We start from the raw sequence: 22,802 nt of genomic DNA on the forward strand, positions 1-22,802 counted from the left end.
TGTTTTTGCGAAGGCAATTATCTTGGTTGTTTTGATCTGTACACTATTCAAACTCAACAAGAGATAGATCAGTATGGCTAATTTTTGTGAGGATCTCTCAGGAATATAGCGCGTTACGTCAGCATTGGGGGAGTAAACGCCAACGGCTGCTAAAAAACTATCGGCTGAGGCACTGACTAGTATGCCTGGTGGTAATATATTTTGATATTCCTAAGTGTGAGTGTGGATGAATAGAAATGATCATATCGTTTATATTGAGCTCATATAATTTATAAAAATTGTTTTTTCTGAAATAATATTTGTTTTGATGTGCTAAATTTAGGATAATAGACCCTTTTTGAATCTAAAAATCATATGCCATCAAAATTGCTTACAATTAAAGTGTTAGAGGAGCTCGTGCATACTGCCGAGTTAAATCTGGAAGGCCAAACGGCAGACTATATTCCAGAGCTTGCCAATGTTGATCACGACTTGACAGCAATTGCCGTTCACCCTTTAGGTGAACCCGCGCTCTCTTATACCAATAACCCACTTCAGCCTGTAACTTTGCAAAGTACGTCCAAGATGATTCCTTTGATTGGATTACTTGAAGAGGTTGGGGTAGAACAATTATTTGAATGGGTTAAAGTGGAACCTTCTGGTGATGATTTCGCTTCAATTACCCGCTTAGAGCGTTTTGGCCCAAAACCATCTAATCCTATGTTAAATGCCGGTGCTATCGCCCTATGCTCCTACATTCCAGGTAAAGGCGAGCAGAAATTTGGGTGGTTAGAGCATTGGGTGCAAAAATTATTTAACCAGCGCCTTAATATTAACCCTTTGGTTTTTGCTTCTGAAAAACGAACCGGCAATCGTAATCGTGCCCTGGCGTATTTGTTACAAAGTAGGAACAATCTTGGAACTGACGTGACGGAAACACTCGATTTGTATTTTGCATTATGTTCTTATGAAGCCATGTTAGAGCAGATGCTTTTTTTGCCTACGCTATTAGCTAATGGCGGAGTAAATTCAGAGAGTGGTGAACAAGTTATCTCTGCTGAAACCTGTAAAATCACCTTAGCCATTATGGCAACGTGTGGATTATATGATGAAACGGGAACCCATATGGTGAAGACCGGAATGCCGGCTAAAAGCGGTGTGTCTGGTTATACTATTGCTGTTGTTCCCGGTAAAGCAGGTATTGTCGTTTTAAGTCCAAGAGTTAATGCCAAGGGAAACAGCATACGCGGGGAGATCATGTTAGAAGGTCTTTCTAAAGCGATGAATTGGCATTTTGCATTACCGTAAGGGTAAGCTACGAAGGGTACTTTTGCGAAGATTGGCGATGATGACATTGCTCGCATTCTTGGCAGCTATCGACCAGACAACCGACAGCGACATAATCCCCGTTTTATAACTAACATTGGGGCCAGTCTCGGTAACAAGGCCAACAATCTCATGACCGGGGACAATAGGGTATTGTGTTCTGCCCCAGTCATTGCGTGCTGTATGTAGATCTGAGTGACACACGCCGCAGTATAAAATTTCAATAGCTACGCCATTGGAGCGTAAATTGCGCCGTTCAAAGTGAAACGGGAGCTGGTTGAGTGTGCTGCATATCCGATAGTTTTCATGATTCAATCTCCTTGAGGACAACTTATTGGCCAACTAATTTTTGCAATTCCGCAGGATAACGATCACCTTGAATGGTAATTTTTGCTGTTGCGTCTTCGATCTGTTGCAACTCTTCTGCAGTTAATTTCAGTGTTGCAGCGCCAAGATTTTCTTCAAGCCTGTCGATTTTGGTAGTTCCAGGTATAGGTACTATCCAGCTTTTTTGTGCTAACAACCAGGCTAGGGCAATTTGTGCGGGAGTAGCTTCTTTGGCTTTAGCAATTTTTGCTATAAGAGCAACTAGTTCTAAATTGGTTTTTCTATTTTCCTCAGCAAATCGGGGAGATCTATTACGGAAATCATTGGCAGTAAATTTTGTGTTTGCATCTATCTTTCCCGTTAGAAAACCTCTACCCAGCGGGCTAAACGGTACAAAACCTATGCTTAATAGTTCAAGAGTTGGCAAAATTTCTTTTTCGGGTTGTCGCCACCATAGAGAATATTCGCTTTGTAGCGCGGTGATTGGTTGAACGGCATGGGCGCGTCTAATACTTTGCACTCCGGCCTCAGACATACCAAAGTGTTTTACTTTTCCTTCGGCAATTAATTCTTTGACCGTTCCAGCCATCTCTTCAATTGGTACATTAGGATCAACACGGTGCTGGTATAAGAGGTCAATCCTATCGGTTTGTAGTCGTTTTAATGAATCTTCAACCACTTGGCGAATGCGTTCTGGTCTACTGTCCGCACCTTTTGCAGAATTACCCTCTTTAAAGCCAAACTTCGTAGCAATGACGACCTGATCTCGGATTGGTGCTAGAGCCTCTCCTACAATTTCTTCATTAGTGAAGGGACCATAAGCCTCTGCCGTATCAAAGAAGGTAACACCCAGCTCGAAGGCTCGACGAATCAAGGCTATTGCTTCATTTTTGCTGACACCAGCCCCATAACCAAAGTTCAATCCCATGCATCCGAGGCCGAGGGATGATACTTCCAGGCCGCTAGTTCCAAGTTTACGTTTTTGCATTGTGTTCTCCTTTCAACAATTCGCTGCATTCAAAACATTCTGTATCAAATTATATAACCTGAATAACTGATAATCTTGCCTATAGCTACGATATTTATGCCTATTTCTCTTAGTTTGTAACTAAAGACGTCATGTCATCCAATACCCTCTCCCGCGATTTATTATCGATTTTTAAATAAAATTACTAGCGCTGACGAGGGCTGAGATATCCCCCATATTGATTAAAGATCGAATTACCGTGGCTTGAGGATGGTATCTACAAGAGGAGTAATGGTTAGTTTAAGCCCAAGAAATAGACTCGATTAAATTTCCTTTTTAACCACTTCATTGAGGAATTAGAGGTGATTTAATAATGCAACGTGTGGATACCGTGGCCAAGCCACGGTAATTCGAGAGAATTATAATTCCGTGGCGATACCTCAGGGGCGAGAAGATTTTTCGTGCTATCGATGTATCCTTTTTATCGCCACACCGCTCCTGGGTTACACGAACGCTGCGCCCAGGCTATATTGTCCCAATGGCACTACCTTAAGAAAAGGAAGAAAAAATCGTAGCCCGTATTAGTGCAGCATAATACGGGAATACCCTGGCTCAGTGCACTGAAATCCCGGATTACGCTGCGCTCATCCAGGCTACAAAAACTTAAGGTAGCGCCATTGGGCTATATTGTCCCGCGCTCTTATCCGAAATGGTAACTGGATGGCCATGAAGATTAGAGAGAGGAGAAAAGCCAACTCATTTGTCCGTTCAAAAAGTTGTTTAAATAAAACCAGTAGATCCTTCAGGCGAGAGGGTTAAACTATGTTGTAACAGCGTCCAGTTATCCTAATAGAAGAATCAAATTAAATCCTACAACTTAATATTTCGATAAGATTTACTGATTATAATGGGGGTTAAAAGAACTATATTGCCAGTAATTAGTCATTTTCATGTATTGATAGTAACAAGATATCTCATCAACTGAAGCGACAGGTCAATATGAAGTGCTCTTTACCGATCAATATTAAGACTAACCAGGTATTAAATATGAAAAATTCTCTCTATTGGCTGATTGACAAATGCTATGACTTCATGAAATCAGAATTCATACTATTTCCAAGAACTTCTTTATCTAATGAAAATTATTACATGCTTGTACCTAGAAACCGAGACAGAAGTAAAATCAGTACGGAGATGGGGGAGCTTACCGCAATAGGTTACCACATTACAGTCTATGATCAGATCAGGAAAGACGTTAAAAACTCTACCTTTCATATTACCATTAGCTTAATTGATGAAAATAAAAATAGCTATGTTGCAAGGATCTATTACAAAGACTTTGGTAAGTATCTCTTTAGTACTATTAAAGATAGAGAACATAATCTTGTTGACATTGGTCCTCAAGACAATCTATTGAAATTTGGAGACGATAACATAGCTCTCTTTGTTACTATGATTTTGGATTTGAAAAAAGATTATGATGAGCGATATCAGTTATTGGCTGATGGGGCCATTCAACTGAATGGCGCTCTAAGCAATATAACGAATCCCCCTTTGTTACGAAAAAAACTCCTGGATTACAAAAAAGGATTGCAAGATATTATTAGTCATATTGAATCTGGGACCTTATTCAATCAAGAGCATTCAGGTGAATTGGCTATTTATAAGGGTTTTCTAAGCGATACGGAACATGAGTTACGTGAAATGGAAGCTAAAACGTCACATCGCAAAGAGGTTCAAAAAGCAGAGAAGAATTCTAAAGTTGTTACTATTAAACAAACGGAATTAAGCCAAGTAACGAAGACGTCTCAACCTGGTCTATCTGTTTTGGCGGATAGTGAAGCTATTATGGCTCAATCTGAAACAGTTAAAGAAACAACTCGCCCTGGACCTTCTTCTCAGAAGTCAGAGGGGAGCAAGCAGAAAACCAAATTGGTAAGTACTGGAGTAAAAATTAACGAACTAAATAAAGAGCTGGTAGCGATTTTAGGTTCAAAAGATATAGGTGTCCTTGAGCAAGTATCTCGAGAATATGAACTACAAAACAAAAAGTTGGCCCTGCTAGAAAATGACAGCGGAACAAAAAGCAACAAAAAAAGTGAAGGGCAATTGCTTGATACAGTAATTAGGTGTAACCAATTACGAAAGAAAATTAATGGTATGGTCCTTAATGCTTTCAATGATGAAACGGCATATAAAAAACTAGATCGGCAATCTATGAGATCATTGCTGCAACAATGCGATTTAAAAACAGAAGTACTCGTTAAGTTAGCGGTTGAAAGTAATCGGGTGCAAGCCTTGCAGCTATTAATGCAGCTACGAAAAGACATTAATTTAGGGATAAAAACTAAGGAAGAAAAGCAATATCTCTTAGAAATTGCCTATAAGAAAGGCCATTTTGAGATGTTCAAATTCTTATTGGATCATAAGGTTTCTCCTAATATCCTATGCACTAATAAAAAACCTATATTGTTTTCTGCTTGTATGGATGGTCGTGCTAAGGAAATGGAGGCACTTCTAGAGGCAAAAGCAAATCCATTAGCGTTAGAACCCACCGGATTTGCTCCCTTGGGTGCTTTGTTAATGAGAACACAGAAGCAATTGATTAATATTCCGATGGCCAACGTGTTTTTAGCCTATGCTCCTCAAGCAATGGATCAATTGCAAGGAATGAAAGGCGGGGAAAGTACCGCTCTTGCTTATGCTTGTCAGGAGAATATGGCAGATGTAGCTGAATTACTACTGCGGTTTGGAGCTGATCCTAATAAAGTGCGTCATGATGGTCATACTCCTTTAGGTGTTTGCGCCTATAAAGATAATTTTGAATTATTTAAATATGTAGTGGAAAATTCTACAGTCCCTATTGGAGAGGCATTGTCTAATGCTTTGGATTTTGCTGTGCTTTTTGATAAACAGCACTTTATTGAATACATCATGGGATATAGTGAAAAACATCAATTGAACTTATCAGTTCCAATGGTAGATGAGGCTACGAAACGGGTGGAAAAACAAAAACACTCTTATGCTACGGTAATCTCTACTGGAACTAATATCACGAGCTTCTTTTTCCGAAGCTTATATAGTGATGACAGTGATGACAGTGATGACGAAAATTTGCCATCAATAATAATAGAAATGGGCAAGTAATTAAGTTGGATTGTTCTATTTGATACTCGCATGGCTCTATTTTTTATCTGATTGGTGTGTTGCAAGGTGAGATAACCGATTTAATTTTAGATATAACCGAAAAAGGCCTATACTATTTTGTATAGAGATGTTGTACCCAATGGAGACAATATATGAGTACCCCAAGAGAAGACGTAGAACAGCAAGTAAGAAAAAAAGAAGAAGATCTGAAACTTTTTATTCAGCTGCAAGAGAATACTAAAAGAACAGAAAAAGAAGAAGAGGAATATAAGCTACTTTTGGCTGAATACGGCAAACAAATAATTAAAGATCCAAGTATTATAAAAGGGATAAAAAAAGACGACAAAGAAGTCGATTATGTATTGGATAAAATACAAAAAGACGTCTTGCAAAAAATTATCAAAGATTATGAAGAGAAAACCGGTAGAAAAGTAGAAGAAAAAGAAGGACGAACTTGTTTTGCTTTCGGAAGTCAAGATGAGGCCGTCGCGTTCTTTAAAGAGCAAGCGGATCAAGGTCGGCCATTTCAAGTCTACTGTAAAGAGAAAGATCACTGCATCTATTCTGATGGTACTAATTTTGTGCATGGAACTTTGGCTGATGTTGAAGCATATAAGAAGAATGCAGATGATTATAAGATAGGCCCGAATGGGGCTTTAGAGAAAAACGCTCCTCAACAAGAACAAGAACAAGCACAAGAAGCGAACACGACTATGCGCTTGTAATGGTTTTTCGCCATTGTTTCATTTGTAATAATAGATGCTGAGAAAGATTGCTTAAATCACTCTCAGCATTCGTAGTAAAAAACAATTAAAACTCATGTAATTCTAATTCTTCTTTGAAAGCTCATGAATTTCTGCGATATAACCACCTGGGAATTTGACCATAGCTGAAGTACGGTCGCCTGAAGCAAAAGGTGCTACAAGAATGGCTACACCAGCAGCTTGTGCTTTAGCCAGTGTTTCTTTCAAATTGCTTACCTCATAACCTGTCATCTCATGTCCATACGGCCAGGCTAGATGTCCATTTGTAACAATAACCAGCATTTTTCCAAAACCAGATTCAATAGCAACTCGTCTGTAAGGGGTTTGGGGTTGGCCTATTTCTACTCCTGGGGCTTGGGGCTCATCGGCAATGATTTTTCCTTTTGCAAATTGGATAAAGCTTTGAATGAACGTGTTAGCACGATCAGCGGAAACATAGATTCTATTTTCTGGAATTGTAGTTAATGGGTCATAGTTAGGTGGGGTATAATGCCAATAGATTTGCATATTGATACCGCCTGGCCATTGAACAATCGCGTCACGACCTATAGGGTCTGTGAAGGGGGTGACAATAATATCTGCTCCTATATTGCGAGCAGCGGCAATCGCTTCGTCAAAATCGTTCACTAGGTAGCCAGTGCGTTCCGTTCCAAAAGGATAAGGAATGGGTGTTTTAAAACCAAATACAGAAATGGTTCCTGCGGGCGTCAATGCCAGCTGTGACAAGGTTTGACTCGCTGTTGGTGTGACCTGAAAAACACCTTGTTTCGATGTCTTTCCACCAAAAGTAGCAGTGAAACTAGCGACAAAACGATCGAAATCTTCAGGGGCAACATAGACATGAGTGGTGTCATATTGAGGTCCAACCGCATAACCATTTTGAGCGATACCTATTGACCAATAAGCCAACAAGAAAAGAATACCTACTCCTAGTTTAATTTGTTTCATTTGCTGTTCCTTGCAAAGTAAGTAACGAGAATTCAATCTAAGTGTAGGAGATTATAATCCTAATTTTTTTGTTTTGTATTGGGCGTTACCATTTGCTCCTCCGACGCCGTGCTGCGCTTTATGCGCGGCACGGAGATCAAATGTCAACAGCCTCTAAAAAATAGTTTATTTTGTCGTTGATGGTCTATAGTTAGAGAGCATAAGTTTATAGGCTAATTAATACTGTACAAGGACGATCATTATGGATAAAAAAATAGAATTATTGACCCCTAAAAACTGCACCTTATTAATGATTGATTACCAGCCGCAAATGGCTTTTGGTGTCGTAAGCATTGATAGACAATTGTTAAAAAATAATGCTGTTGCCCTGGCTAAGTCGGCCAAACTATTTAACATTCCAACCGTCCTGACTTCAGTAGAAACCGAAAGTTTTAGCGGGTTTGTTTGGCCGGAGTTACTCGATGTTTTTCCCAAAAACGACATTATCGAGCGCACCAGTATGAACTCTTGGGATTCTCAGCAAGTCAGAGAACAGGTTAAAAACACCGGTAAGAAAAAGCTTATTCTCAGCGGTCTATGGACGGAAGTTTGCATCAACATGTGTGCTTTTTCTGCCATGCAAGATAATTATGAGATCTATGTGGTTGAAGATGCATGTGGAGGCACAAGTACAACCGCTCATCAATCTTCTATGAATAGAATGCAACAAGCTGGTGTAGTTCCCGTATCTTGGCAGCAAGTATTACTCGAATGGCAACGTGATTGGGCTAGAAGGGAAACCTACGATGGAGTGATGCAGATTGTCCAGGAACACAGTGGTGCCTATGGTATGGGGGTTGACTATGCTTATACTCTGGTGCATAAACAACCACCACGCAGTGAATGGAATGGCAAAACGGTTAAATAATTAGGGAATAATTAGTTTGCTAAAAATCAGAGTCAAACAAGGAGCGTTTCACTATGGATGTTATTTTTTACAATGGTAATTTTCAAGGTTCTGGAATTAAGGGAAAAATAACCGCGGTTGCCATTAACAATAGTCGATTTGCTCAATTTGGCTCTGATACAGAAATAATAAAATTAAAAACCGCGCAAACCAAGCTGATCGATTTGCAGCAAAAAACAGTGATCCCTGGATTAAATGACTCTCACATTCATCTCATTCGTGGTGGATTGAACTTTAATATGGAACTGAGATGGGATGGGGTATCCAGTCTGCATGATGCCTTATTCATGTTAAAAGAGCAGGCAGAGCGTACTCCTGCGCCACAATGGGTTAGGGTGGTAGGTGGGTGGACTGAATTTCAATTCCAAGAGCGCCGAATGCCAACTTTAGATGAGATTAATGCGGTGTCCAAGGACACCCCTGTTTTTGTCTTGCATCTCTATGATCGTGCCTTGTTAAACAAAGCGGCATTACACGTCATAGGATATGATAAAAATACAAAAGAACTACCGGGAACTTACATTCAGCGTGACAAGCAAGGCAATCCAACCGGTATGTTAATTGCCCATCCTAACGCGATCATTCTTTATTCTACTTTGGCTCAAGGTCCTAAATTAAGCCGTGAAGATCAAACCAATTCAACATTGCATTTTATGCGGGAATTAAACCGCCTTGGTATTACCAGTGTGATTGATGCTGGCGGTGGTTTTCAAAATTACCCAGATGATTATGATGTAATTGGGGAACTTGCTAAAGAGAATAAATTAACAGTACGGATTGCTTATAACTTATTTACCCAAAAGTCAGGCCATGAGTTAGAGGATTTTACTCATTGGACGCAAATCTCTAAGTATCAGCAAGGTGATGAGTATTATAGGCACAATGGTGCTGGAGAAATGCTCGTTTTCTCTGCTGCTGATTTTGAGGATTTTTTACAACCACGTCCTGATTTACCTCCGGTAATGGAGGAGCAGTTAAAACCGGTGGTACGCGTTTTAGCTGGGAATAAATGGCCGTTTAGGTTACATGCCACTTATGATGAGTCTATTGCCAGAGCTCTTACCGTTTATGAGGAAATTCATGCCGAAGTTCCTATAGATACACTTCATTGGTTCTTTGATCATGCAGAAACTATTTCTGACCGTTCCATAGAGCGAGTACAGAAACTGGGGGGAGGGATTGCTATTCAAAACAGAATGGCATTTCAAGGAGAGTATTTTAGTGAGCGCTACGGCAGGGAAAAAACCTTATATACTCCACCAATTAATAAAATCCTTGAAGCAGGAATTCCTGTTGGTATGGGCACTGATGCAACGCGAGTTTCCAGTTATAACCCTTGGTTATGTCTTTATTGGCTGACTACAGGGAAAACTGTAGGAGGGCAATTGCTTTACAAAGAAGATAACCTCCTTTCCAGAGAAAAAGCTTTAGAGCTTTATACTAAAGGCAGTGCTTGGTTTTCTAATGAGGCAGAAAGCAAAGGTTCTTTTTTACCGAATCAATTCGCTGATTTTGCTGTCCTCTCCCAGGATTTCTTTCAAGTGCCTGATGAGGATATTAAAGATATTTATTCGCTAATGACGGTAGTTGGCGGTGACGTTGTTCATGCTTGTGAACAATTTAATCAGTATAATCCGCCTATTCCTCCGGTGAGTCCTTCCTGGTCTCCTGTTAAATATTATGGGGGGTATCAGCCACGGAAATTGCCTTCGTCAATGATACACTCTCACCATCATCACAAACATCGTCACCATTTTTCTTCCTGTCACAATAATTCTGGTTTATGGGGAGGATGTTTTTGTTGGGCGTTTTAGATTTGCCTGTTATCCAGAGGATCTGGATGGTTTTGTCAGGCAACTTGTTGCACGACCTTGTCCATTTTCGAATTGCCTCGTCGGCATCCATAAATAGTGTAAAACTGAATGGATACCGGCTTTCGCCGGTAATTCGCCTAAAAGAAGCAATAATTCAAGACGGTTGCCACTCTCTTCGTTGGATAAACTTTGAACGATGCATGTTAAAGGGAGATTTCTTTGAAACTATCTGCTAAATGATCAATTAATGTACGCACTTTTACTGGTAAATGGCGTGTGTATTGATAGACTGCATAAATGCCAAAATCACTTTCTTCAAACTCTTCTAATGCAATTTCCAAGGCACCAGACTTTATGGATTCACTAACAATAAAGGTAGGGAGTAGGGTGATACCACATCCAGAACGAGCGGCTTGGTGTAGTAAATCCCCATTGTCTGATAGAAAACTTCCTGTGACTTGTTGCCATGTTTTTTTACCATTAATTATAAAAGGCCAGGATTTGCCCTCAGCTAGATTTAAATAGCTCAAGCAGTTGTGCTCCTTTAAATCACTTGGAGTTTGCGGTTTACCGTGAGTTGTATAATATTCAGGGCTTGCACAAACAACACGACGACAAGAAACAAGCTTTTTAGCAATTAAAGAGGAGTCTTTCATCGGGCCTGTACGTAGGGCAAGATCATAGCCTTCTTCGAGCAAATCAACTGCTCTATCTGATAAATAAGTTTTTATGGTTACCTGTGGATTTTTTCCTAAGTAGGAGGCAATGGCTGAACCTAGATATTGCATGCCGAAACTTAGGGGCGCTGCTAGTTTTACTGTTCCAACAGGCTTTTCAGTCTTATAACGAATGTGACTTTCAATCTCCTCAAGTTCATTCAGAAATTTCTGTACGTATTCCAAATAAATGTATCCAGTCTCGGTTAAGGTTACTTTACGGGTCGTACGGTTAAAAAGAGGAACACCTAAAAATTCTTCTAAATCTTTAACTCGCTTACTAACCACTGAGTTCGCCAGATCCAGTCTTCTGGCTGCTTCAGCAAAGCTGCCTGTGTGTGCGATGGTCTCAAATGCTTGCATGTTGGCTAGTTTATCCATTGTTCTAATTATTCGAATAATGTTGTTCAATGCCAACATATTATCATATTAATTAAAACAATCTATAGTGTAATTAGAGAGACTTATTTTGGTGTAAGGAGATAAGACATGATGATAAAAAGAAACAAAGAGACGCGTGGTTTAACTAATATTAGTTGGTTAAAGAGTAAACACAGCTTTTCTTTTGGCGATTATTATGATCCTGAGCAAATGGGATTTGGTCCCTTACGTGTTATTAATGAAGATCGGGTTATTCCTGGAGCAGGGTTCGGTTTCCATCCTCATAATAATATGGAAATTATTTCTTATGTAGTTAGCGGTCAATTGGCTCACAAAGACAGTATGAAAAATGGCTCGGTGATTAAACCAGGTGATGTGCAAATCATGAGTGCAGGTACTGGGGTAATGCATAGTGAGTATAATGCTTCCAATACAGAGGAGGTGCATTTTTTGCAAATTTGGATTATGCCCAATGTGCGTAATGAAAGGCCTAACTATCAACAAAAACTCTTCTCTCCTGAGGAAATGCATCATTGTTTTCGTGTGGTAGTTTCTCCAAATGGTGAGGAGCAATCGTTAGTGATCAAGCAGGATGCACGTATGTTGGCTGGCCGGTTTGATAAGGGGGAGCATACAGTAGTTCAAACAAAATCTAATCGTCGATATTGGTTACAAATGGTGCACGGTAGTGTGATTGTTAATGAAGAGCGGTTGTCTTCTGGTGATGGTTTGGCTCTAGAGCGTGAGGAGATACTTAATATTGCTTCGGTGGTGGATAGTGAGATTATTCTCTTTGATTTACCCTAGTACTATGTTGACAAGCCAATGCAACAACTGTCTTGAACTGCATCCAATTTTTACTATTACTCTCATCCAGCGTGCAGCGAAGGATCTCTTTTGTCGCAAGGCCCTCTGGATGACTCGTAAGTCAGACAACCAATTGCCCGACAAAATATCTGAGACGGTAAAATGGTCTTTATATAGCGAACTACTCGGATGCAACAAGAGATCTATTCGAGAGCTGTATGTAGTCGCTCTTGCTTCCCTGCAGTGAGCTTTGAACGGGGGCATCAGAACTTAGGCTGTAACACCAATTGATAAGTCACATACTTCTGTTGGATTTTCTGATGAATCTAGTGTTAGTGGCTTAGTGCCTAGTTTTGTACGCATAGATTCTATCATATAGGATTGCATCGTATGCGAACGAGTATGAGTATCCAATAAGAAACGACGCGGTGCGGAGTGGGAGGATTCATTCGCATTGGTTTTGTCGTCTCTATTGAGTGAAAATTCATGGGACTCAGGTTTATCATCAAGAATCTGTTGTTCCGCTTTTGAAAGCGATACACCATCTTTTTGTTTTTGCTTTACCTCTTCCAGGTGCTCGGCCATGAGGGAGGCTATAGATGAAAAACTGTCATGGACTAGATCATCGTCATCATGTTGTTCTGGGTTGGTGTGATTACGTGCCACAGAATAATCTTTACATTCCATTGGAATCCTATCCCATGCACTGGCAGCATCTAAATGCCATCCTTCTAGCCACATGATAGGAGCCAAAAAGAGATACGTCAGACCTACAGCGATATATTTTAACCAGGTTAGAGGATTCCAGGGGTTACTATCGCTTTTAGGCATGATATAACCAATCATTAAGCGAATGAGAGAGCGGTAGGAGCGTTCGTTATATAATTTTACCTCCAATCCTTTATCATGCATGGTGGCCGCAGAGATAGTAGCAATAGCACCTCCTAGACTCATCCCTTCAAACGCTATATTTTCAGGCTTAACACCTAATTCAAGCAGGCGATCAGCTTGTGCAATGGCGTCATTGACCATGTCATTTTGTGTTTTAATCATCCCTTTGCTGTAGTCAACTCCTCGATAATTAAATCCAATAACAGAGCAACCAATATTTTGAGATGAGATATAAAAATCTTTAAGCCAATAGATGTAGTTTTGGTTGCGTGCCATGCATGCAATAATAAATTTTCGTTCCGACATTGGCTTCATCTGTTCTTCTGCATTGGATACTTCTACAGACTCAAGCGTTACACTTTCTGATGGCTCTAGGGTATAAAAATCCAATTTAGTTTTACGAGGACGCTCAAAAAAATCTTGGCCGTATTTTTGACGTATTTGCTCTTTGAAATAGTCTGCTAATTTTTCATCTAGCCTTTCGAGCCCTTTAAGGTGTATGTCTTCAATTGCAAATTGTTTCTCTTTGCATTTATCCTGAGTAGAGCTGCCGTCAAGGAGCTTTCCAATTTCAGCGATGATGGAGTCCACGTGGGACTTATGTTCAGGGTTATCAAATAATAATTTTTGGCGTTTTACTGGGGAGAATGGATTCTTTTTGTCAAAATAACTTTTCGGTGCTTTTTGGGATTTACTAGGAAGCATATTAACAATGACTGTGCCTTTTTCTTTACGATCATCCGTTGTGAACATGACATGAATGGGGTTTTGTAACCTTATTTCATCTGGTCCTAAAGCAACGATGGTAAATGCTCGGCTAAGACTGGAGGGTAAAAATTGACTCAGTTGGGTGAATGGGGCTTTAAAAGAATCAAACCATGATTTTTTGTTAGGTCTTTCAAGGATATAATAGCCTGGCACATGGGTTCTCATATAAATTCGCCTCCAAAGTATATTTTTTGTATGGTGTTTACTCTGCAATGTATTTCATAGACATTTTAAAAGTAGTAATAAGAAGCGCATTATACAGTATTTCTTCATTGAGGTCAAAAAATAAGCACAAATTATTTCTTTTCGCTAAAAAACTTTTAATTTCATTTCTGTTCCTATTTACCCTCATTTTTGTTAGTCAAATTTCGAAATAGGTACTTCATGAAATAATGAGCGAATTGAGTTTCGAGGCAGGTAACAAAGTTATACCGCTGAATTAAGCTCAATTGTTGTTGTGAATGAGCAATTCACAACATAATATGCTCATATTTCAGCGACAAACCCGTTTAATCATTAAAACTTGGAGTTACTTGTCCTTCCCCTATCCTTAGTGAAGAAGAGCGGTCGCACTGACTCTATCTTTATAGTAAGTGTTTATAATGTATCATTTGGTTTGTTGGTTGATCAATGTTTTTGTATCTAAGTCTCTTTGGTTTTTATTTGATCATTTGGTCTATATTGAGTAAGCTAAATTGAATCCTAATGAATCAGAGAGATAACCAATGGGATCCAATTTTGTTGGATCCCATTGGTTGGTTGGGGGGAATCTATCTACCCATAAATAACATGCCTTTTCCTGTCATTGGTTGAGTGTAGACGCCACTATTATATTCTTGCCAGTTTTCTGCAGGTCTGACATGGCATTTTTTTGAAACCATGTGCCATCCTGGTTGATGTTTATAACATGCGGCTTGGATTGGTCCAACTGCTAGAACCATAGAAGTAGCGATTATTAATCCAGCTGCTGATGCCTTGATCTTCATAAAGACCTCCTTATCGGTTTTTGTAACAACATGCTTTATAATAAATCACTTTGATTATATGTTTATCACTAGCTTTATGCAAATTTATTTACTGTTTTGTATAAAAAACAACAATATTTCCCCTTTTTTATCCACTTGGGAGTAGGGTTTTTTTTGTTCTATAATTAATCAAATAGTTGTCCAAGCGAGAGTAAGATGAAGGTCAAAATTGTTTTGTATTCTAGTCAACGCTTTTTTTGCGATATTACCGATAACTCAATACCTATTTCTTCGCAGCTTAAGGAGTATATGACAGGAGAAGAAATAGACTTAGAAGATATAGCGTATTTTGAATGTGACGGTATACGCCATAATAATTTCAGTGATATTGATTCTTGGTATTCGCATCTCGATAACTTGATAAAGCATAATTTGCGTCAATGTAAAATGATAATAGAGGGAGAGGACCTTCCTATTATCCCAACCGATGCCCATACAGCCTTAGCTAGGTTTTATGCCTCTTATCCTAAAAATAGACTATGGCAGTTAGCTGTTGACGGTCAGTTGTATGCCAAAATAACTGGCAATTCAAGAGAGCAAATCACAAAGCGAATAGATAATAAAGGCTGGGTTGATTACGAAAATAGGGAGCATGGTTCATTAAAAGCTTTTTTTTCTTGTCTTAATGTTGCACTAGAAAATATTGATGATACAGAACTAAGTAGCAATCTAATAAAAAAACTACATTCCTGTGTGACACAGAATGTAGAAAACATGGAGGAGAATTCAGTACAAGGGGATTATAGAGCTAAAGAAGTTAATTTTAATATTTATCCGGAATCTGGTCGTGTAACCGTAGAGGGGTTAGAAGATTTACTCAATAAAATCGATCAGGGTCGTTTAGGTAGTGCTCGCTTATACCTAGGTGATAAGCATGATAAATCTTTTGAAACTTATTTGGATCAAACCAATTTTTCGATAGTAAAAGCAGCATTGGAAAAAGAGGGGGAAGGTGCGAGTCTGAGCAACAAAGAGTTAGCGCAATATATTCTTTCCAAATATTCATGTCTTCATTATCAAGCCCCAGCATCAGATGAGGTTGATGGACTTATGGAAATGACTATCCAACATTATAATAAGAGGGTGAGAAACTGCACCAGCTTGGATAGTTTATTAGACTTAATCGGTGAAACAACCGAGTTTTTTGAGCGGATACATCCTTTTGGTGATGGGAATGGACGAGTTTTTGTAAATGCTTTGCAAAATCGTTTATTACTACAAAATGGTTTGCCACCGGCTACTTTGTTCCAACCAAATCTCTATGATGTTTATGACCATTATGCTGCTGTACTGAAACGAGGCATATTGAATACCGTCGCAATTTATAACGGTAAGGATATATTTGGTTATTACCTACATAAGGAAAATAATCTTGAAGAACAACAATTGTTCTTGGAAATGGATGAATTAAAGAAATTTAAGGTGCAAACGGTTACCAATCCGCTATTTTCTTTATTAACCAATCTCCATGCTATCAATATGAACTCCATTTCAGAGGCGCTTCTTTTTACTGAAGATGTGCTAATTAAATTAGATTGTATTACTGAAGTGCTTAAACATATGAGTTATTCGCAAAAAGAGAGTATTGACGAATTTAACAAAGTATTTAATCAACTTGTTCAAACAGTTAATTTACCAAGTTATGACTCATCTAATGCTGATTTTGCGCTACAAGAATTAAATCTACAAATAGGTAAGCGTCAAATAGAGAGGGAGAGCATTATGCAGAGCATAATGCAATTAGATGAAGAGGAAGAAGAAGATATTGTTATGACTGAAAAGGATGAAAAACCTCAATACAAAAACAATTCCCCGCAGGAAGCAGAACCCGTTATTAATTTAGGTAAGGAACTGCTTATAAAAGAGTTACGTGAGTTTATAGTGAGTCAACAATCCGAGGGTCTTACTTTTTTTAAACCAGCTCCCATCGTTGAAATTGCATTAAAAATGATACAGTTACTTAATGGGGACAACACCGAGAATGCCTCATTAAATGACAAAGATATAGAACTATGCCGTTCTACAGCCTTAGGTGAAATCATTACAAAATACAGTGGTCTATTTGATCAGCTTATAGTCGAAGTTGATATTAATCCGCAAGTGAAAAATGTGAGACATTAATTTGTAGCGGGCATTAATTTTATATAGATACATTTTGATCAAAAAAAATGGCATACAAGTTGAAATTAAAGTCATTTCATCCATAACGCAGTGAAGGATCTCCCGCAAAGCGCGTTACGCCGTTGCTATGCATTTATTAATCCAGTAAGATGTTTTATACATTCAAATAAATTTAACGATTCGTTGTTAAAGCATTGGAAGATGCCTATGCTATGTATGGTATAAGGTTCTCAGCATGAGAAGAAAATTAAATCTACACCTAATACTTAACCTAGTTTTTCTATTATCAGGCTGTCACACCTCGCCATCCCAAGATATTTTAGGTTCCTATTTTCCTTCGTGGCTATTGTGTACTTTTATTGGATTTGTGCTGACGGTCATTATCCATATCGTATTGATCAAGGTTGGCGTTGATGAATTTATTCCAATGAAGTTATTGGTATACGTTAGTCTTGCGGCATCACTCACATTTTGTATCTGGCTAATATGGTTTGGTAATTAAATGAAAAAAGTATTGGGTAACCTTATTGCTTTTGCTGCATTAGTGATGCTCCTTATTTCAGGAACTTTAGTTGTATTGCGTATGAATGAGCGTCCCCGCACTGACGATGCAGTCCTTTTTGCCGATATTGCTAATATTGCTCCAGAGGTATCAGGACGCGTTATTTCATTAAATATTCACAACAACCAAAGCGTTCATGTGGGGGATATCCTTTTTATTGTTGATCCTGAACCGTATCAACTGAGACTCAATGCTGCAAAAGCTCAATATCATCTTGCTACAACATCCTTAACTAGAATGGAGCCTTTGTTGAGGAAAGGTTATGTGACGGCAGAACAGATAGATGAGGCTCGAGCAGCTAAAGAAAGTGCGCGCGCAGCGGAAGCCCTTGCGAAACGTGATCTGGTTAATACAGTCGTGAAAGCGCCATTCGATGGTAAAATTGTAGGGTTAAATATTGCAGTTGGCGAATATGCCACTACGGGACATCCTTTGTTTACGATGATTAAAACGTCCAAATGGTATGTGATAGCAAATTTTCGGGAAACGGAAGTCAGAAAAATGAAAAAAGGGGCTCTTTCGACCGTTTATGTGATGGCTCATCCCGATCAGCCGTTACAGGGGCATGTGGACAGTGTCGGTTGGGGCGTGACTTCGGAGGATTCCAGTTTTGGTAATGGGCTGCCTAGCATCCCTAAATCACTTAATTGGGTGAGATTAGCACAACGTTTTCCTGTGCGTATCCTGCTTGATAATCCGCCAGATAATCTAATGCGTGTGGGCGCTTCTGCTGTTGCAGTAGTTCATTATGAGGTTCACAACTCACATAGTGCTGTAGGCGATTCCATTAATGCAGATCAATGAATTCTTACTTCATGAACTGTCTCCAAGAGCCGGACGTATTGCCAATGTGTCACGTATCACCGTACTCACCATTTTAGTGATTATTCTATCAGAAACATTTCAGATCCCTGAACCAGCCTATTCAGCATACATTGTATTTTTTATTTCTAAGGAAGAGAAAGCGTCAACTTTATTAACGGCAATTATTGTCATGTTGGCGATTACCATATCGGTTTTTTCGGCTTTAGCTATTTATACAATTTCAGTGGGAGAGCCTGGACTGAGACTACCCTTGATGGCTGTTATTGTCTTTTTAGGCATGTTTATCTCACGTATCTCTTCTATAGGAATAGTGGCCTTTGTTATTGGCTTTCTGGTTACTCTCTCTTTAACCTTAATTGATATAGTTCCTCCTCTTGCGTCCATGCCGAGTACAGAGATCCTCACTCGTTCTGTGCTATGGTTATGGGTCGTCGCCATGTTGCCTGTCAGTTTGGTTTTTGTGGGTAATATCCTTGCCGGACGTGCTCCTATTGAACTATTTAATACGGGTTTAATTGATCGTTTTCAGCTGGCGGGTCAGTCACTTATTGGCGCTCGACCGGTCATCGATCCTAAACAATTTTATGCCAAAGCGAATATGGGAGTACTTCTTAATTATTTGAAGATGGCGGGTCTTTTACAGAAAGAGATCAAACAAAAAACATCCGTTAATCGAGCTATAGTTGCTCTTACGGGGCGGTTAATGATGTTGCTTGCAGAGTTAGGTAAATTGCCTATTGCTGACATTCGTCTCCTCGCCCTTAAAACAGATTGCGGAGTTCAATTATTATCGTTAGCTCAAGCAATGACATCGCAAACTGAATACCCACAGCAGAACTTGATTATCCCTGATTATGAAGGAAATGCAGCCTCTGATAGCAAAGCTTTTTTATTACTCAGCAAAATCACTGCAGTCGTTAACACTCTAGCTGAGTTGCTAGGCACATCACGTAGTGACACAACCGATGAGCAAGAAAAAAGTGATAAAGAACATAGCCCGCTGATAGTTCCAGATGCTTTTAGTAATCCCGATTATGTTCATTATGCGTTGAAAACGACGCTTGCTATTTTTATCGCTTATTTCACCTACACCATGTTGAGTTGGCCTGAAATTAGGACCTGTATGATCACCTGCTTCTTTGTTGCTCTGGGAAGTATGGGCGAAACAGGACATAAAATGATTCTGCGTCTGGTTGGCGCACTCATTGGCGGAGGATTGGGATTAGCGGCCATAGTGTTCATTATGCCTTATATAACAACAATTACAGGCTTATGCATCATCATTGCTTTGGTCTCTTTTTTTGCTGCTTGGGTGGCCACAAGTAGTGAACTTTTATCTTATGCTGGTTTACAAATTGCCCTGGCATTTTTTGTCAGTATCCTTGTCGGATATGGGCCAACAATCGATCTTACTTCGGCACGAGACAGGATTATTGGCATTCTTCTTGGCAATATTATTGTATTCCTTGTATTTTCCGCGATCTGGCCAACACGGGCTATAAGACAGGCTCGATTAGCGTTTGCCTCTGCTGTTGATAAATTGTCGCAATTCTTTTCCTTAAGTAATCAACAAGAGCAAGGTGATGCATTGTTTTTTTCCTTGCAGGATTCCTTGTCTCAAGCCAGTCGTTTGATTGTTCTTAATGCATTTGAGCCTGAGCGTGCAGAAGATGAGATTATAAGAGTAGGGATGAGCCTAATAGAGCAAGTGCAAACACTGAGTAGTATCGCTATGATTGTGTCTGAACAAAATAGGGAGGGATTGTTTACTGAGACAACTCATGCTGAGTTAATCCATTACAATCAATTGCTTGGTAAGTGGTTGATGTTAATAGCAAAAGAAATTCAACGCAATGAGTTTACTGCGCTTGAGCCTCCTAATATTGCTCCTCTTATCCATAGTTTTCAACAAGCGAATAGTGCATACTTCGCTCATCCATTATTTTCTGCTTATGCTTCTTGGTATCAATCCTTAGACGTTGAGGTGAGCGAGTTTAAGCGCTTGATTGATCGATTGATTTTCCAAGGACATATCATGTTGCATCGCTTAAAAGAGGAGACAAGGTGAAGCGCTTCGTTTTCGCTATTGGGGGTATTAGTCTTCTCTCTTTAGGTTTTCTAAGTGGGTGCTATTCACCGGTTGAACGTTTGGCACCACAATCGCCTGATCATCCCTGGGTACCTGATGATAGCGTAGACAAGGGGGCTCGGGCAGTAAATAAGTTTGAGCTTCCTGCCAATTTAGCTGCGCCGTATTTGCAGAAACACGTGCCTGTTGATAAAAAGCATATTTATAATTTAGCAGAGCTAATCGATTTGGCTGAAAGTGCTAATCCGGATACGCGTCTTGCCTGGGAACAGTCAAAACAAGCGGCATATGCTGTGGGGCTTAGCAAAGCAAGTTATTTACCGGATATTAGTGCTGTGGCGCTTGGTGGTCAACAGTATACCCCTCTTCCTGCACCAAAATTATTATTTCCTAACGGTAAATTCACTGCCGATACCAGTGAGGTATTGCCCTCATTAGTGATCAAATGGTTGCTCTTTGATTTTGGTAAACGAGATAGCACGGTAAAGGCCGCCCTGCAACTTTCTTTAGCTTCTAATATAGAATTTACTGGCGCCCATCAGAAACTGATTTATGAGGTTAGTAAAGCGTATTTTGCTCTCGATGCTGAACGAGCTCAGTTGTATGTTGCTAAAAGTGCGTTAAAAAATACAAAAGTTCTTCTTGATGCAGCAGAGGCCAGGTACAAAAGAGGACTTGAAACGTCTACTCAAGTTGCTATTGCCAAGAGAGAGACAGCAAAGGCACGATTTGAACTTGCGCGGGCAATAGCGGTCGATAATGATGCCTACCATGCCTTATTGGAGGCTATGGGATTGACGCCAACGTTAAGAATACACGTTGCTGACAGTGCTCATCGTGTTTTACCCAAACGTCTTGTTGGAGATGTGAATACCCACATTAAACGAGCCTTGATGAAGCGTCCTGATATTGCTGCTGCTTTTGCTAGGGTACGTGCCAGTGAGGCGGATATTTCCGGTGCTGAGGCGTCATACCGTCCAACAGTTGCTTTTGAGGGAGTTGCTTACCAGAATATTGGCTCATTAAGTATCGACCATGGGCCAACATCACGAGTGAATAATCCGGCCACAGCGTTTCTTTTTAAGCTTAACTTGCCCTTATTTGATGGCGGGGCGCGGAGAAATACTTTACGTATTGCCCGTTCGAAGAATGCTGCGGCCAAGGAAGAGTTTGCAAAAATTCAAGATTCAGCCATCAGACAGGTGGCAAGGGCATATGATACAGTGAAAAGTAGTCTCGCCGAGTATGATTCAGCGCTCGCGTTAGTTAACGCTGCAAATACAGCTTATGATGCAGCCTTGGACTCTTACCGTCAGGGATTAGAGACCTTTACTAATACAGCGATTGCAGAAACAGAACGAGCTCGCGCTCAATCCGTGTTAGCTCAAGCTCATGCCTCAGTACTTACAGCCGCCGCGGCGCTTGCTTTTTCTACTGGGGAATTAATTTCAATCGATGCGTTGAACAATACTACAAAACAATAGGTTGGGTTCTAAGCTTAGTCTCTTCCTTCATTTCTGGGCTATCCGGATTTCTTTTTATTTGTGCGATATAACGTCTTTCTGTTTATTTTTTTTTCTCTTTTGTGTGTTATCATTACTTATTCTTCTAAATAAAGGTTATTATTGAATGAGCAAAGAAAAAATATGTAAACTGATGGCTGAAGTAGTCTCCGATATTAATGAGCGGATAGTAAAATGCAATAATCCCCATGATAAAGAACGTAATAGACTTTATAAACCCCTCGTTTTAATCGTACAAAACGCTTGCGATGGAATTCTTAGTGATTCTAAAAAAAGTATTCTCGAGCGTATTTTGCTTTGTTCCATGCAAGTTAATAGATATAACGCGGGTAATTGCATGTTGCAATCTTTTGCCGTATTTGACCAATTAATTAAAAAGTTCATTGCATCAGGTTTAGCGGATATGACTACTGGATTACCTATTGGTATCTTTACTACCAATGATCATGCTTTTGTGATGGTGGGAGATTTGGTTTGTGATTCTTGGGCGAATTATGTGGGACCTTGGGAAAAATGTCCTTTTGCCAAAGAGAAAGTAAAGTGCTATTTCTCTATCAGTTCTGATTGGGTCTGTTACGATAATGGTAAGGACTATGATGAAGCCTCTACCCAGTATACTTACTCTCTAGTGGAAGCAAATACTCCTGTGAGCTCAACCGCTGACAATCAGGATAATAGGGGAGGGGCTAGTCTGGCCTCAATAAAGTGATTATAAGCAATGGGGCTGAAATAGCCTCATCAATAGAACAATTAAATGTTCTTCGAAGGCTTTTAGCTTGAACCCATTAATGCTCTATAGGATTAAGATCCGGGGAATTAAGATTTTTTAGATACAAGGCCGGGCAATTTGTTGCCCGGCCTATGACTAGAATTAGT

Annotated in this window: 18 protein-coding genes; 12 read left to right on the forward strand and 6 right to left on the reverse strand. The window is 39.6% G+C overall.

Going from position 1 to position 22,802, the window contains the following annotated elements; all coding sequences use genetic code 11:
* Positions 1-354 precede the first annotated feature (354 nt).
* The gene (glsA, locus tag LFA_RS02730; protein WP_045094817.1) at positions 355-1,287 is read left to right on the forward strand and encodes a glutaminase A; all 933 of its coding nucleotides are present in this window, start codon (positions 355-357) and stop codon (positions 1,285-1,287) included.
* Here the strand turns inward: glsA and LFA_RS19320 are convergent.
* Positions 1,279-1,647 (reverse strand): alcohol dehydrogenase catalytic domain-containing protein, encoded by a 369-nt coding sequence (locus LFA_RS19320; protein ID WP_331709336.1) that lies wholly within the window; start codon positions 1,645-1,647, stop codon positions 1,279-1,281. The two genes, glsA and LFA_RS19320, sit on opposite strands and share 9 nt — an antisense overlap.
* Positions 1,637-2,620 (reverse strand): aldo/keto reductase, encoded by a 984-nt coding sequence (locus LFA_RS02735; RefSeq protein WP_045094818.1) that lies wholly within the window; start codon positions 2,618-2,620, stop codon positions 1,637-1,639. Before LFA_RS02735 ends, LFA_RS19320 begins: the two co-directional genes overlap by 11 nt.
* A gap of 1,026 nt (positions 2,621-3,646) precedes the next feature.
* On the opposite strand from LFA_RS02735, the gene LFA_RS02740 reads away from it, so the two are divergent.
* Complete coding sequence (locus tag LFA_RS02740; RefSeq protein WP_045094819.1) at positions 3,647-5,746, forward strand: ankyrin repeat domain-containing protein; 2,100 nt, start codon at positions 3,647-3,649, stop codon at positions 5,744-5,746.
* Positions 5,747-5,898: 152 nt separating this feature from the next.
* A complete protein-coding gene (locus LFA_RS02745; protein WP_045094820.1) occupies positions 5,899-6,471 on the forward strand; it encodes a hypothetical protein in 573 nt (190 codons plus the stop codon).
* 102 nt (positions 6,472-6,573) lie between these two features.
* Here LFA_RS02745 and LFA_RS02750 read toward each other — a convergent pair whose 3' ends face one another.
* Positions 6,574-7,458, reverse strand: a complete 885-nt coding sequence (locus tag LFA_RS02750) for a glyoxalase (RefSeq protein WP_052673833.1) — start codon at positions 7,456-7,458, stop codon at positions 6,574-6,576.
* Between the two features lie 241 nt (positions 7,459-7,699).
* On the opposite strand from LFA_RS02750, the gene LFA_RS02755 reads away from it, so the two are divergent.
* Both LFA_RS02755 and LFA_RS02760 read left to right on the forward strand, forming a co-directional pair.
* Positions 7,700-8,365: a hydrolase gene (locus tag LFA_RS02755; RefSeq protein ID WP_045094821.1), complete on the forward strand. Its 666-nt coding sequence runs from the start codon at positions 7,700-7,702 to the stop codon at positions 8,363-8,365.
* Between the two features lie 53 nt (positions 8,366-8,418).
* A complete protein-coding gene (locus LFA_RS02760) occupies positions 8,419-10,218 on the forward strand; it encodes an amidohydrolase (protein ID WP_045094822.1) in 1,800 nt (599 codons plus the stop codon).
* A 203-nt stretch (positions 10,219-10,421) separates the two neighbouring features.
* On the opposite strand, the gene LFA_RS02765 is transcribed toward LFA_RS02760, so the two are convergent.
* Positions 10,422-11,315 (reverse strand): LysR family transcriptional regulator, encoded by an 894-nt coding sequence (locus LFA_RS02765; protein ID WP_045094823.1) that lies wholly within the window; start codon positions 11,313-11,315, stop codon positions 10,422-10,424.
* Positions 11,316-11,423: 108 nt separating this feature from the next.
* Here LFA_RS02765 and LFA_RS02770 point away from each other — a divergent pair, with 108 nt between their 5' ends.
* Positions 11,424-12,122 (forward strand): pirin family protein, encoded by a 699-nt coding sequence (locus LFA_RS02770; RefSeq protein WP_045094824.1) that lies wholly within the window; start codon positions 11,424-11,426, stop codon positions 12,120-12,122.
* Between the two features lie 270 nt (positions 12,123-12,392).
* Here LFA_RS02770 and LFA_RS02775 read toward each other — a convergent pair whose 3' ends face one another.
* Positions 12,393-13,946, reverse strand: a complete 1,554-nt coding sequence (locus LFA_RS02775; protein WP_045094825.1) for an alpha/beta hydrolase family protein — start codon at positions 13,944-13,946, stop codon at positions 12,393-12,395.
* A gap of 605 nt (positions 13,947-14,551) precedes the next feature.
* Positions 14,552-14,767 carry a hypothetical protein gene (locus LFA_RS02780; protein WP_045094826.1) on the reverse strand — a complete coding sequence of 72 codons (216 nt, stop codon included), beginning with the start codon at positions 14,765-14,767 and terminating at the stop codon, positions 14,552-14,554.
* Between the two features lie 195 nt (positions 14,768-14,962).
* On the opposite strand from LFA_RS02780, the gene LFA_RS02785 reads away from it, so the two are divergent.
* The 6 genes from LFA_RS02785 (at position 14,963) to LFA_RS02805 (ending at position 22,635) form a co-directional block, all read left to right on the forward strand.
* Positions 14,963-16,927 carry a Fic family protein gene (locus tag LFA_RS02785; RefSeq protein ID WP_084602097.1) on the forward strand — a complete coding sequence of 655 codons (1,965 nt, stop codon included), beginning with the start codon at positions 14,963-14,965 and terminating at the stop codon, positions 16,925-16,927.
* A 235-nt stretch (positions 16,928-17,162) separates the two neighbouring features.
* Positions 17,163-17,429, forward strand: a complete 267-nt coding sequence (locus LFA_RS19325; RefSeq protein ID WP_084602098.1) for a YtcA family lipoprotein — start codon at positions 17,163-17,165, stop codon at positions 17,427-17,429.
* Positions 17,430-18,293 (forward strand): efflux RND transporter periplasmic adaptor subunit, encoded by an 864-nt coding sequence (locus LFA_RS02790; protein ID WP_045094828.1) that lies wholly within the window; start codon positions 17,430-17,432, stop codon positions 18,291-18,293. It abuts the gene before it with no gap.
* Entirely contained in the window at positions 18,280-20,382 is a 2,103-nt protein-coding gene (locus LFA_RS02795; protein ID WP_052673834.1) for an FUSC family protein, read from the forward strand. The genes LFA_RS02790 and LFA_RS02795 overlap by 14 nt, the downstream gene beginning before the upstream one ends.
* Positions 20,379-21,887 (forward strand): TolC family protein, encoded by a 1,509-nt coding sequence (locus LFA_RS02800; protein ID WP_052673835.1) that lies wholly within the window; start codon positions 20,379-20,381, stop codon positions 21,885-21,887. Before LFA_RS02795 ends, LFA_RS02800 begins: the two co-directional genes overlap by 4 nt.
* A gap of 145 nt (positions 21,888-22,032) precedes the next feature.
* Positions 22,033-22,635, forward strand: a complete 603-nt coding sequence (locus tag LFA_RS02805) for a hypothetical protein (protein WP_045094829.1) — start codon at positions 22,033-22,035, stop codon at positions 22,633-22,635.
* The last annotated feature ends 167 nt before the right edge of the window (positions 22,636-22,802 follow it).

This window comes from Legionella fallonii LLAP-10, assembly GCF_000953135.1.
Lineage (GTDB): Bacteria > Pseudomonadota > Gammaproteobacteria > Legionellales > Legionellaceae > Legionella > Legionella fallonii.